The 12,572-nt window shown below is 67.7% G+C and carries 10 protein-coding genes; 8 read left to right on the top strand and 2 right to left on the bottom strand.

The window, feature by feature from the left end; all coding sequences use genetic code 11:
• Positions 1 to 88: 88 nt before the first annotated feature.
• Both tauA and DBV14_RS29975 read right to left on the bottom strand, forming a co-directional pair.
• Positions 89 to 1,102 carry a taurine ABC transporter substrate-binding protein gene (gene tauA, locus DBV14_RS29970; RefSeq protein ID WP_124465040.1) on the bottom strand — a complete coding sequence of 338 codons (1,014 nt, stop codon included), beginning with the start codon at positions 1,100 to 1,102 and terminating at the stop codon, positions 89 to 91.
• Positions 1,103 to 1,274: 172 nt separating this feature from the next.
• Entirely contained in the window at positions 1,275 to 2,813 is a 1,539-nt protein-coding gene (locus DBV14_RS29975; RefSeq protein WP_124465042.1) for a PLP-dependent aminotransferase family protein, read from the bottom strand.
• A 130-nt stretch (positions 2,814 to 2,943) separates the two neighbouring features.
• On the opposite strand from DBV14_RS29975, the gene DBV14_RS29980 reads away from it, so the two are divergent.
• From DBV14_RS29980 to DBV14_RS30015, 8 genes are all read left to right on the top strand, one after another.
• Complete coding sequence (locus DBV14_RS29980) at positions 2,944 to 3,351, top strand: nuclear transport factor 2 family protein (RefSeq protein ID WP_124465044.1); 408 nt, start codon at positions 2,944 to 2,946, stop codon at positions 3,349 to 3,351.
• Between the two features lie 122 nt (positions 3,352 to 3,473).
• A complete protein-coding gene (locus tag DBV14_RS29985; RefSeq protein WP_124465054.1) occupies positions 3,474 to 4,886 on the top strand; it encodes an FAD-binding oxidoreductase in 1,413 nt (470 codons plus the stop codon).
• Positions 4,887 to 5,099: 213 nt separating this feature from the next.
• On the top strand, positions 5,100 to 6,698 hold the full coding sequence (locus DBV14_RS29990) for an ABC transporter substrate-binding protein (RefSeq protein WP_124465046.1): 1,599 nt from the start codon (positions 5,100 to 5,102) through the stop codon (positions 6,696 to 6,698).
• 51 nt (positions 6,699 to 6,749) lie between these two features.
• Positions 6,750 to 7,727, top strand: a complete 978-nt coding sequence (locus DBV14_RS29995; protein WP_124465048.1) for an ABC transporter permease — start codon at positions 6,750 to 6,752, stop codon at positions 7,725 to 7,727.
• Positions 7,724 to 8,668, top strand: a complete 945-nt coding sequence (locus tag DBV14_RS30000; protein WP_185546171.1) for an ABC transporter permease — start codon at positions 7,724 to 7,726, stop codon at positions 8,666 to 8,668. Before DBV14_RS29995 ends, DBV14_RS30000 begins: the two co-directional genes overlap by 4 nt.
• Positions 8,665 to 9,756 (top strand): ABC transporter ATP-binding protein, encoded by a 1,092-nt coding sequence (locus DBV14_RS30005; RefSeq protein ID WP_185546172.1) that lies wholly within the window; start codon positions 8,665 to 8,667, stop codon positions 9,754 to 9,756. The genes DBV14_RS30000 and DBV14_RS30005 overlap by 4 nt, the downstream gene beginning before the upstream one ends.
• Positions 9,753 to 10,790 carry an ABC transporter ATP-binding protein gene (locus DBV14_RS30010; protein ID WP_124465050.1) on the top strand — a complete coding sequence of 346 codons (1,038 nt, stop codon included), beginning with the start codon at positions 9,753 to 9,755 and terminating at the stop codon, positions 10,788 to 10,790. Before DBV14_RS30005 ends, DBV14_RS30010 begins: the two co-directional genes overlap by 4 nt.
• Complete coding sequence (locus DBV14_RS30015) at positions 10,787 to 12,496, top strand: amidohydrolase (protein ID WP_124465052.1); 1,710 nt, start codon at positions 10,787 to 10,789, stop codon at positions 12,494 to 12,496. Before DBV14_RS30010 ends, DBV14_RS30015 begins: the two co-directional genes overlap by 4 nt.
• Positions 12,497 to 12,572 lie beyond the last annotated feature (76 nt).

Consider the following 12,572-nt stretch of genomic DNA (forward strand, 5'->3'; position numbering starts at 1 on the left):
AGCACGCCGTCGGCGTGGGCGACGCCCTGAAGGCCCCTCGCAGCGACCGACAGAACACCAGGGAGTCATCCCAGCGGCCCCCGTGGCGTTACTTGCCCATCGCTTTGTCGACGTACACGGTGGTCACGAACGCGCCGTAGTCGGGCTTCACTTCCTGTACCCGCCCCTGCTCTTTCAGGAACGCCGCCGTGCCCGCCATCGCCTTGGCCGCACCACCACCCAGCCACGTCGGCGACACCTGCTCCGCCATCGTCGGGAACGTGTACAGCGCCATTGCCGCGCCCACGTCCTTCGGGTCCGCCTTCGTCCACTTGGCCATCGCCTTCGTCTGCGGCGAATCGGGCGTCCAGCTCTTGCCCGTGGCTTTGTATTCTTCGTTCGCGCGGTTCAGCGCCTTCACGAACGCGATCATGAACGGCTCATTCGCCGCCGCCCACTTGGCATTGACCACGATGCCCTCGAACGTCGGCGCGCCGCGCTTGCCGATGCTGCCCGACGTGGCGATGGTCTTGCCGGTGGACTTGATCTTCGACAGCACCGGGTCCCAGATGAACGTGGCGTCGATGTCGCCGCGCTCCCATGCGGCCGCGATCTCGGGGGGGCGCATGTTCATCACGTTCACGCTCTTCGGGTCGACGCCGTCCATCTTCATGCCGGCCATCAGCTGGTAGTGCGCGGTCGACACGAAGGGCGTGGCCACCTTCTTGCCGGCCAGGTCCTTCATGCTGTTGATGCCCGATGCGTTGCGGGCAATGAGCGCTTCCGCATTCGCGATGTCGGCGGAGATCCAGAACAGCTTGATGTCCTGCCCCTGGCTGGCCGCGGCCGTCAACGGGCTGGAGCCGGTTTCACCCATCTGCACGTCGCCTGAAGCCATCGCGCGGATGACGTCGCCGCCGCCCGAGAACATGCGCCAGTTGATCTTGTAGCCCGTGGCTTTTTCGACCTCGCCCGATTCCATCACCAGGCGCAGCGGCACCAGCATGTCCTGGTGGGCGAAAGTGAGTTCCTTGGTCTGCTGTGCGAAAGCGCTGCCGCAGAACGCGGTGAGCGCGGCGGCCAGCACGGCGAGTTGGAGGGGGAGACGGCGGGACATGGTCATCGAATTTCTCCAGTGGGTGAATCGGGGCGACTTTGCGCTCATCGGGTCCAGCCAGGAAGTGCCAGTGCTCTTGTGGGTGTGGAGCCAGCTTGTCGGTGAATACCCTTGTCTTGGTGCATGAAGCACTCGGACGGGGCGTCCTCCCTCCCCCAAAAGTCCTCCCCCGAAAAACTCAGTGCGTCCGCAACCCGGCGGCCCGCTTCTCTCCACGCGCCAACGCAAGCTCTTCCACCGCCATTCCCAGGGCCCGGATTCCCGCCGGAATCTGCGCGGCGGCAATGGACGAAAGCCTCAACCTGAAGAACGGGCACGGATACGGCGGCTTGGCAAAGAACACGTCGCCCGCCTCGATCAGCACGCCGTGGTTGCGCGCCATCAGGGCCAGTTCGGTCGCGTCCACCCAGGTCGGCGCCTGCACCCAGATCGATGCGCCGCCCGATGGCAGGCGAAATTCGAAATCGGGCAGGTGGTCGCGCAGCGCCTGCGCCGCCAGGGCCAGCCGCTCCTGCATGGCGTGGTTCACGCGCCGCGCATGCGACTCGTGATGGCCGAGCGACAAAAACAACGCGTACGCATGCTGCAGAAACGCGCTGGGGTGCCGCACCATTGCATGCCGGATGACCCGCAGCTCCTTGATGAGCGCGCGCGGCGCCACGATAAAGCCGAGGCGCAGCGCGGGCGACAGGCTCTTCGACACCGAGCCCACGTAGATCACGCGGCCCGTCTTGTCCAGGCTCTTGAGCGCGGGCATGGGCGTGCCTTCGTACAGGTTCTCGGCCTCGTAGTCGTCTTCGATGATCACGAAGTCCTGCAGCTCGGCCTTGCGCAGCAGCCACTGCCGCCGCTCCAGGCTCAGGGTGGCCGTGGTGGGGCTTTGGTGCGAAGGCGTCACGAACAGGTAGTCGGCGGCGGGCAGCGCATCGACCACCAGCCCGTCTTCATCGACATCCACCTCGACCCACTTGGGCTGCCGCAACGCAAAGCTGTTGCGCGCGTGCGGATGCCCCGGCTCTTCGAGGCCAACACGCGTGTGCTCGTCGAACAGCGCCTCGGCCAGCAGGTAGTAGGCGTGCTGCGCGCCCATGGTGACCAGGATTTCTTCCTTCAGCGCGAACACGCCGCGCTTGGGCAGCAGCCGGGTGCGGATCTGCTCGATGAGGTCGGGCACGTCGTCGGTTTCGAAGTCGGGCGTCCAATGCGGCAACTGCGAACGCGCGAGGCTGCGGGCACAGCACTCGCGAAAGTCTTCGGTCGGAAACAGCTGCGGGTCGTAGTTGCCGTAGACAAAAGGGTACGGGTAGTCGCGCCACCGGTCGGGCTTGGACAGCGTGGGCTTGTCGACCAGCGAGCGCAGCACGCGGCCCGACCAGTCGGGCGGCTGGCTGGCCTGCCCGCTGCGGCCCACCAGCGGCTCGGCATGCGCGGCCGACTGCGGCCGGGCGTTGCGTGCCACGAACACGCCGCTGCGCGGACGCGCTTCCAGAAAGCCTTCGTCGATGAGCTGCAGGTAGGCCGAGGTGACGGTGTTGCGGCTCATGCCGAGCAGCGCCGCCAGTTCGCGCGACGACGGCAGCGGTGCGCCGGGGCTCAGGTGCTCTTCAAGAATCGCCTGGACCACGGCGGTGCGCAAGCGGGCTTGCAACGGCAGTGCCGGCTGGTCGGGCAGCGCAAACAGCTGCGCCCATTGGGTGGCTCGCGGGTTCGGGGGCATGGTGCGCCGCAGTTTAGGGCAGGTGCGCAAATTTGTGTCGCGCTCTGGCTCGGTCGAATCCCCGCATCTGGCCCTATCGCGCCGGCAAGCGGCTGCCTACCCTTGGCCGATTCAATTCTGGAGTTCCCGCGTGACCGCACAGCCATCTTCTTCCCCCGTGACCACCGCCACCCTCGCCGCCTTCAGCGACGCCTGGAACCGCCACGACATCGACGCGCTGATGAGCTTCATGACGCCCGACTGCATCTTCCAGACCGCCGCCGGCCCCGACGCCTGCGGCACGCGCCATGTGGGCACCGAGGCGGTGCGCAAGGCCTTCGCCGCGGCCTGGGGCGCGGTGCCCGATGCGCAGTGGATCAACGGCCAGCACTTCGTGCAGGGCGACTTCGGCACCTCGCAGTGGACCTTCACCGGCACCGCGGCCGACGGCGGCCGCATCGAGACGGACGGCATCGACGTGTTCACCTTCAGGGACGGAAAGATCCACCTGAAGAACGTGTTCCGCAAGGCCCGCCCCAACCTGCCGGCAGCCAAGTAAGGGGCTGCGGCCCCCGGCCTTTTCTTGTCGTTTCACCTGGAGCCCTCATGACCATGACAGCAGGGACCGCCACCCGATTCACCATCACCGCCAGCGCTGCCCTCATCGACGGCGCTGCTCCCATGCAGCCGCTGCAAGCACCCTTTCGCCCCTACGACCCGCAATACGACCCGCTGCACGCACCCGACCCCGGCGCCGGCCGCGCCTATGCGCCCACGTGGTGGGTGGCCAGCGCCGGCGAGCCGCCGGAAGACGACGGCCCGCTGGTGCGCGACATCGATGTCGACGTGGCCATCATCGGGTCGGGCGCCACCGGCATGTCGACCGCGCTGTACCTGGCGCAGGAGCACGGCATTCGCGCCACGGTGCTCGAAGCCAACCAGGCGGCCTGGGGCTGCTCCAGCCGCAGCGGCGGCCAGGGCCAGAACGCGAGCGGGCGGCTCAAGCGCTCGCAGTGGATCGAGCGCTGGGGCATGGACACGGCGAAGAAGCTCGACGCCGAAATTCGCAGCGGCTTCGAGAACTTCCGCCACCTCACCACGCAGATCGATTGCGACGCCTACGACGGCGGCCACCTGTACCTGGCGCACCGGCCCGAGAAGCTCGCGGGCCTGGACACCGAAGCCCGGCTGATGCGCGAGAAGTTCGGCTACGCCACCCGCATGATGAGCGCCGAAGAAGTGCGGCAAGACTACTGCGACGAGCGCGAAACCGTGGGCGCCATGTTCGAGCCTGAAGGCGTGGGCATCCACCCGCTCAAGTTCACCTTCGGGCTGATGCGCCGTGCCCGCGCGCTGGGCGTGACGGTGCACACATCGAGCCCGGTGCAGAGCTGGCACACCATCGACGGCGTGCACCACCTGCAGACGCCGGCCGGCGTGGTGCGCGCGCGCCGCGTGGCGGTGTGCACCGGCGGCTACACGGGGCAGGCGCTCAACCCGCTGCTGAAGAACCGGATCATGCCGATCCTGTCGAACTCGGTGGTGACGCGCCCGCTGACCGATGCCGAGCTGAAGGCCACCAACTTCAAGTCGCTCACCTTCCTGACCGACACGCGCACGCTGCGCTTCTATTACCGGCTGCTCAAGGGCAACCGGCTGCAGATCGGCAGCCGCAGCGCCGTAACGGGCGCCGACGCCGAAGACCCGGTGCACCTGAAGCTGCTCACCGACGCCATTGCGCGCAAGTTCCCGCCGCTGGCGGGCATTCGCATCGACTACTCGTGGTGGGGCTGGGTCGACATGAGCCACGACATGATGCCGCGCATCACCCAGCCCGATGCCGGCAAGAAGATCTGGTACGCGGTGGGCTACGGCGGCAACGGTGTGTCGTTTTCCACCTGGGCGGGCAAGCGGCTGGCCCAGCGCGTGGCGGGCAAGGACACGGGCAAGGATGTGTTCGAGCTGCCCATCTACCACTCGCCGCTGCCCTTCCCCAACGTGATGGGCGTGGTCGAGTCGCGCGCGTTCGCGCCCTTTCGCCGCATCGGCCAGCGCATGCTCTACAAGTGGTACTGGCTGCGCGACGAGAAGTAGGCGAAACAGGAACCTGCGCACCGGCACCGCGCATTCCCCACAGTGGCGCATCGCCCGGTCGCACAACGGGGCAAACCCGTGCCCTCTGGCCCTGCCGGTCGCCCACGGTTGGCTCTTCGCTGGCACGCGGCGAGCGCCTATCTTCGACACCAAGGCCCGCTCGTGCGGCGAGCCGATCCCGATTGCCTGTGTCGAACTCCCAGAGGTCCTGTCATGCCCCTTCTCCGTTTCACGCGTCGCGCCACCCTGCTCTCGGCCGCCCTTCTTGGCGCCAGCGCCCTGCTCCCGCTGCCGGCTTCGGCAGCCGATGAACCCAAGCGCGGCGGCACGCTGGTCATAGGCAGCACGCAGACGCCGCGGCACCTGAACGGCGCGGTGCAGTCGGGCATTGCCACCGCGCTGCCTTCGACGCAGATCTTCGCGAGCCCGCTGCGCTTCGACGACAAGTGGAACCCGCAGCCCTACCTGGCCGAGTCGTGGAAGCTGGCCGACGACGGCAAGTCGCTCACGCTCAAGCTGCGCAAGGACGCGGTGTTCCACGACGGCAAGCCGGTCACCTCGGCCGACGTGGCGTTCTCGATCATGGCCATCAAGGCCAACCACCCGTTCACCACCATGCTCGGCCCGGTCGAGAAGGTGGAAACGCCCGATGCGTACACGGCCATCATCCGCATGAGCGTGCCGCACCCGGCCATCGTGCTGGCCATGTCGCCGGCGCTGTGCCCGATCCTTCCCAAGCACATCTACGGCGACGGGCAAGACCTGAAGAACCACCCGCGCAACAGCACCGACGTGGTGGGCTCCGGCCCGTTCCGCGTGACCGATTTCAAGCCGGCGCAGCGCGTGGTGCTGGAGCGCTTCGACAAGTTCTTCCTGCCGGGCAAGCCCTACCTGGACAAGGTCATCGTCAACATCACGCCCGACTCGGCCAGCCTGATCCTCGGTCTGGAACGCGGCGACATCCAGATGGTGCCCTTTGCCACGCTGCCCACCGACCTGAAGCGCCTGGCCAACGACCCCAAGGTGTCGCTCACGCCCAAGGGCTACGACGGCATCGGCGCGCTCAACTGGCTGGCCTTCAACACCGCGAAGAAGCCGCTGTCGGACGTGGCCGTGCGCAAGGCCATTGCCACGGCCATCGACAAGAACTTCATCACCAAGGCGCTGATGGGCGGCTTTGCCACCGTGTCCGACGGCCCGCTGGTGGCCAGCAGCCCCTTTGCCGTGCCCGACCTGGTGCGCTACCCGCTCGACCTGAAGAAGGCCGGCGAAATGCTCGACGCCGCGGGCTACAAGGCCGGCGCGGGCGGCGAGCGCTTCAAGCTCACCATCGACTACCTGCCCGGCGCCGACGACCAGCAGAAGAACGTGGCCGAGTACATCCGCGGCCAGCTCAAGAAGGTGGGCATCACCGTGGAGGTGCGGGCTTCGGCCGACTTCCCGGCCTGGGCCAAGCGGCTGGCCTCGCACGACTTCGACCTGTCGATGGACACGGTGTTCAACTGGGGCGACCCGATCATCGGCGTGCACCGCACCTACCTGTCGACCAACATCAAGCCGATCGTCTGGACCAACACCCAGTCGTACGCCAACCCGAAGGTCGACGAGCTGCTCAATACCGCCGGCGGCCTGATCGATGCCACGCAGCGCAAGGCCTACTACGCGACCTTCCAGAAGATCGTGACCGACGACCTGCCCATCGAGTTCATCAACCAGGTGCCCTACCACACCATCACCAGCAAGAAACTGGCGAACGTGCCGACCACCATCTGGGGACCGCTGTCGCCGCTCGACGAGGTGTACTTCAAGTAAGGGCACCACGGCGAAGACGAAGACAAAAACGACAGCGACGACGACATCATCATGGGCATGCTGCGCTACACCGCCTCGCGACTGCTCCAGGCCCTTGGCCTGGTGCTCGCGGTGGTGGTCCTCAATTTCGTGCTGGTGCACGCCGCGCCGGGCGACCCGGTGGAAACCATTGCCGGCGCCAGCGGCGGCATGTCGCCCGAACTGATGGCGCAGCTGCGCACGCAGTACGGGCTCGACAAGCCACTGCCGATGCAACTGCTGGTGTACCTGGGCAAGGTGGCGCAGGGCGACCTGGGCTATTCGTACTTCTTCAACCTGCCGGTGACGCAGATGATTGCCGAGCGCGTGCCGGCCACGCTGCTGCTGGTGCTGTGCGCGGTGCTGCTGGCCTTCGTGGTGGGCACCGCGCTGGGCGTGCTGTCGGCGCGCAAGCCGAACGGCTGGCTGTCGCAGTTCATTACCGTGCTGTCGCTGGTGGGCTTTGCGGCGCCGGTGTTCTGGCTCGGCATCATGCTGGTGATCTTGCTGGCCTCGGTGTTTCCCATCCTGCCCGTGGCGGGCATGCGCTCCATCGATTCCAGCAGCAGCGGTGGCCTGAAAGACATGCTCGACGTGGCGCACCACCTGGTGCTGCCCACGCTCACCCTGAGCCTGGTGTACCTGGCGCAATACAGCCGGCTGGCGCGCTCGTCGATGCTCGACGTGCTGGGCTCCGACTTCATTCGCACCGCGCGCGCCAAGGGCCTGGCCGACCGCGTGGTGCTCTACAAGCATGCGCTGCGCAATGCGCTGCTGCCGGTGGTCACGGTGCTGGGGCTGCAGTTCGGCAACGTGCTGGCGGGCGCCATCCTGGTCGAGACGGTCTTCAACTGGCCGGGCCTCGGCCGGCTGGCCTTCGAGTCGGTGCTGCGGCGCGACTACCCCACCATCCTGGGCGTGCTGCTGTTCTCTTCCATCGTGGTGGTGGTCATGAACCAGCTCACCGACCTGTGCTATCGCTTCATCGATCCGCGCATCAAGGCCTCATGAACAAGACAGCAACGATGCCTTCTCCTGCATCACCTCTATCGCCTGCATCGGCCACGACGGCCCCTGCCGCCCCTGCCGTGGCCAGGCCGGCCTTCCGCGTCGAGCACCCCGGCACCGAGGCGGCGCGCATGTTCCTGCGCAACCCCTCGGCCATCGTCGGCATGGTGATGCTGCTGCTGGTGCTGCTGGTGGCCATCGCCGGGCCCTGGGTGTTTCCGGCGGACCCGTTCGAGATCAAGGCCGCGCCGCTCACGCCGCCGTTCAGCGAAGAGGCCTGGCTGGGCACCGACTACCTGGGCCGCGACGTGCTTACCGCGCTGATCTACGGTGGCCGCGCCACGCTGCTGGTGGGTGCGGTGGCCGCGCTGCTGTCGGTGGTGATCGGCATCACGCTCGGCGCCTTCGCGGGCTACTACGGCGGCAAGATCGACGCCGCGCTGATGAAGCTCACCGAGTTCTTCCAGGTGCTGCCCGCGCTGCTCTTCGCAATGGTGGTGGTCACGCTCTTCTCGCCCACGCTGGTGACGGTGACGCTGGCCATCGGCATCGTGAGCTGGACCGGCACGGCGCGCCTCACGCGGGCCGAGTTCATGAAGTTTCGCGGGCTGGAGTTCGTGCGCGCCGAGCGGGCCATTGGCGCGCGCGACGCCCGCATCATCTGGAAAGTGATCCTGCCGAACGCGCTGCCGCCGCTGGTGGTGTCGGCCACGCTGGCCATCGGCGCGGCGATTCTTTTCGAGGCCGGGCTTTCGTTCCTGGGCCTGGGCGATCCCAACCAGATGAGCTGGGGGCTGATGATCGGCTCGAGCCGCCAGTACGTGCTGTCGTGCTGGTGGGCCGTGGCCTTTCCGGGCGCGGCGATTTTCGTCACCGTGCTCGCGGTCAGCCTGATCGGCGACGGCCTGAACGATGCCCTCAACCCCAAGCTGAGGGAAAGATGATGACAAGCCACAACAACAGCAACGAGGCGCTGCTGCGCGTGCAGGACCTGCACGTCGAGTTCAAGACCCGGCGCGGCCAGGCGCTGGTGCTGAACGGTGTCGACTTCGAGATTCGCGGCGGCGAAACACTGTGCGTGGTCGGCGAGTCGGGCTGCGGCAAGAGCATGACGGCGCTGGCGCTGCTGCGGCTCATTCCCTCGCCGCCGGGGCGCATTCGCAGCGGCCGCGTGCTGTTCCAGGGCGAAGACCTGGTGCAGGCCAGCGAAGCCCGCATGCGCGAGGTGCGCGGCAACCGCATATCGATGATCTTCCAGGAGCCGATGACTTCGCTGAACCCGGTGTTCACGGTGGGCGACCAGATCGGCGAATCGCTGCAGCTGCATGCGGGCATGAACGCGCACGCGGCCCGCCAGCGCGCCATCGAGATGCTGCAGCAGGTGGGCATTCCGGCGCCCGAGCGGCGCGTGGACGAGTACCCGCACCAGCTCTCGGGCGGCATGCGCCAGCGCGTGATGATTGCCATGGCGCTGGCCTGCCGGCCCGACATACTGATTGCCGACGAGCCCACCACCGCGCTCGACGTGACGGTGCAGGCGCAAATTTTCGACCTGCTGCGCGACCTTCAGCGCGAGAAGGGCACGGCCATCATGCTCATCACCCACGACATGGGCGCTGTCGCCGAAATGGCCGACCGCGTGATGGTGATGTATGCCGGCCGCGTGATCGAGCAGGGCACCACGGAGCAGGTGCTGTCGGAGCCCGGCCATCCGTACACGCGCGGGCTGATCGACTGCCTGCCCGAGCTGGGCAGCAGCGCGGCCTTCGAGGACGATGCGCGCGAAGAGCTGGCCGAGATCGCGGGCGTGGTGCCGTCGATCTGGGAGCTGGGCACCGGCTGCGCGTTTCGCGAACGCTGCCCGCAGGCGTTGCCGCGCTGCGCCCTCGAAGTGCCGCCGATGTTCGCGGTCGAGGGGCACGTGGCGCCGGGCGTGCCGCACGGCGCGGCCTGCTGGCTGCACGCCGAGGTGCCCGACCCGATCGAACGACACCCCGAACAACACCCACGGCGCGAGAAGGTGGCCGCATGACATTCATCGGCAAGACCGACACGCTGCTCGCGGTCGAAGACCTGAAGGTGCACTTTCCGCGCGGCAAGTCCGGCTGGGGCCGCAAGCCCGAAGTGGTGAAGGCCGTGGATGGCGTGTCTTTCGAGATCCGCCGCGGCAGCACGCTGGCGGTGGTCGGCGAATCGGGTTCCGGCAAGACCACCACCGCGCTGGCGGTGATGCGGCTGTCGCCCATCACCTCGGGCCGCATGCAGCTGGGCGACACCGACCTGGGCGCGCTCCAGGGCGAACCGCTGCGCCAGGCGCGCACGCGCATGCAGATCATCTTTCAAGACCCGTTTTCTTCACTGAATCCGCGCGAGCGCGCCGGTGCCGCCGTGCGCGCGCCGCTGGACCTGATGAAGGTGGGCACGCCCGACGAACGCACGCGCCGCGTGGCCGAGCTGTTCGAGGCCGTGGGCCTGCGGCCCGAGCAGCAGCACCTGTTTCCGCACCAGTTCTCCGGCGGGCAGCGCCAGCGCATCAACATCGCGCGGGCGCTGGCCACCAACCCCGAGCTGGTGGTGTGCGACGAGCCGGTGTCGGCGCTGGACATCGCGATTCGCGCGCAGATACTGAACCTGCTGGCCCGGCTGCAGCGCGAGCTGGGCCTGACCTACCTGTTCATCTCGCACGACATGGCGGTGGTGGAGCACATCTGCGACGACATCGCCGTGATGTACCTGGGCCAGATCGTCGAGCGCGCGCCGCGGCGCAGTTTCTTCGCGCAGCCGCTGCACCCCTACAGCGTGGCGCTGATGTCGGCCGTGCCGACCGTGAGCGGCGGGCGCCGCCGCGCCGCCAACCGCATCAAGCTGTCGGGCGATCCGCCGAGCCCCATCAACCCGCCCAAGGGCTGCCGCTTTGCCGGGCGCTGCCCCGTCGCAGAGCCGGCCTGCGCGGCCGAGCTGCCACCGCTGCGCGAAGTCGCGCCTGATCATTGGGTACGCTGCAGGCGTGTCGACGTTGTCGATGGAATGCCGCGCCCTCCTCTTTCGATTCCCACATCGCCATGAGCACACCTGCCACCACAACCCCATCTGCCACCACCACCGTCGTCTACGCCGCCCGCAAGATCATCACCATGAACCCGATGCAGCCGCACGCCACCCACGTGGCGGTGCGCGACGGCCGCGTGCTGGCCGTGGGCTCGCTCGCCGACATGCAGGCCTGGGGCACCGCCTTCACGCTCGACGAGCGCTTTGCCGGCAAGGTGCTGATGCCCGGCCTGGTCGAAGGCCACTGCCACCTGAAGGAAGGCAGCATGTGGGACTGGACATACCTGGGCTGGTTCGACCGCCGCGACCCCGAGGGCAAGGTGTGGAGCGGCCTGCGCTCGATGGACGAGGTGGTGGCCCGCCTCTCGGAAGTCGCCGCGAAGATGACGGCCGACGGCGTGCCCGACACCGAGCCGCTGGTGGCCTGGGGGTTCGATCCGATCTACTTCGGCGGCGAGCGCATGACGGTGCGGCACGTCGACCGCGCCAGCGCCACGCGCCCCATCGTCATCGGCCACGCCAACGGCCACCTGATGAACGTCAACAGCGCGATGCTGCGCATTGCCGACATCACGCGCGACAACGAGGTCGAAGGCGTGGTCAAGTTCGCGGGCGGCGAAACCGAAGGCGAGCCCACGGGCGAGCTGCAGGAACCCGCCGCGATGTTTCTGGTGCTGCGCAAGATCGGCAACGCCGGCCTGCTGGCGCCGATGACCGAGGCGGGCATTCGCTCCTTCGGCCGGCTGGCCTGCCTGCAGGGCGTGACCACCGCGACCGACCTGGTGAACAAGCTGACGGAAGAAGACTGCGGCGTGCTGGAAAAGGTGACGCAGGACGACGGCTTCGGCGTGCGCATCCTCCCGGCCTTCCAGGCGTTCCACGGCACGCACGGCGCGGCGCTGGGCGCGGAGCACGTGAAGGCCCTGGTGCCGCGCAGCACCGACCGCCTGCGCTACGGCCTGGTGAAGATGATGCTCGACGGATCGATCCAGGGCTTCTCGGCGCGGCTGCGCTGGCCGGGCCATTTCAACGGCGCGCCCAACGGCATATGGGTGACCGCGCCCGCGCAGTACGAAGCCGATTTCGAGACGTACCACCGCGCGGGCCTGACGATCCACACGCACACCAACGGCGACGAGGCGAGCGAAGTAGCCATCGACGCGATCGAGCGCGTGCTGACGCGCGCGCCCCGCCCCGACCATCGCCACACGCTGCAGCACGGCCAGATGATCGACGCGCCGCTGTTCCGCCGCATGGCATCGCTGGGGCTGTGCGCGAACCTGTTCGCGAACCACATCTGGTACTGGGGTGACCAGCATTACGAGATGACGATGGGGCCCGACCGCGCGAACCGGCTCGATGCCTGCGGAAGCGCGCTGGCAGCCGGTGTGCCGCTGGCGATTCATTCGGACGCGCCGGTGACGCCGTTGGGACCGTTGTTCACGGCCTGGTGCGCAGTGAACCGCATCACACCCAAGGGCCGGTTGCTGGGCGAGGCGGAGCGCATCACGGTGCCTCAGGCGTTGCGTGCGATCACGTTGGGGGCCGCCTGGACTTTGAAGCTCGACGGCGAAATTGGCAGCATCGAATGCGGGAAGCGGGCGGACTTCTGCGTGCTGGAGGACGACCCGCTGGAGATGGACCCGATGTTGCTGAAGGACGCACGTGTGTGGGGGACCGTGCTGTCGGGGCGCGTGTTCGAGGCGCGGCGTCTGGTGGCATGACGTTCCTGTCTTCTGTTCGTTGCGTCGTGTCTGGTTCGTTGGGTGCTGCTGTTCAAGTCATTCAGGGCGACGCCCA

Origin of the sequence: Variovorax sp. KBW07, from assembly GCF_003852515.1 — a bacterium.
GTDB lineage: Bacteria > Pseudomonadota > Gammaproteobacteria > Burkholderiales > Burkholderiaceae_C > Variovorax.

What these genes read in the sequence shown, in the direction of transcription:
- DBV14_RS30010 (WP_124465050.1), top strand. Translation starts at nt 9,753, where the DNA reads ATGACATTCATCGGCAAGACCGACACGCTGCTCGCGGTCGAAGACCTG.
- tauA (WP_124465040.1), bottom strand. Translation starts at nt 1,102, where the DNA reads ATGACCATGTCCCGCCGTCTCCCCCTCCAACTCGCCGTGCTGGCCGCC.
- DBV14_RS30015 (WP_124465052.1), top strand. Translation starts at nt 10,787, where the DNA reads ATGAGCACACCTGCCACCACAACCCCATCTGCCACCACCACCGTCGTC.
- DBV14_RS29995 (WP_124465048.1), top strand. Translation starts at nt 6,750, where the DNA reads ATGGGCATGCTGCGCTACACCGCCTCGCGACTGCTCCAGGCCCTTGGC.
- DBV14_RS29990 (WP_124465046.1), top strand. Translation starts at nt 5,100, where the DNA reads ATGCCCCTTCTCCGTTTCACGCGTCGCGCCACCCTGCTCTCGGCCGCC.
- DBV14_RS30005 (WP_185546172.1), top strand. Translation starts at nt 8,665, where the DNA reads ATGATGACAAGCCACAACAACAGCAACGAGGCGCTGCTGCGCGTGCAG.
- DBV14_RS29985 (WP_124465054.1), top strand. Translation starts at nt 3,474, where the DNA reads ATGCAGCCGCTGCAAGCACCCTTTCGCCCCTACGACCCGCAATACGAC.
- DBV14_RS29975 (WP_124465042.1), bottom strand. Translation starts at nt 2,813, where the DNA reads ATGCCCCCGAACCCGCGAGCCACCCAATGGGCGCAGCTGTTTGCGCTG.
- DBV14_RS30000 (WP_185546171.1), top strand. Translation starts at nt 7,724, where the DNA reads ATGAACAAGACAGCAACGATGCCTTCTCCTGCATCACCTCTATCGCCT.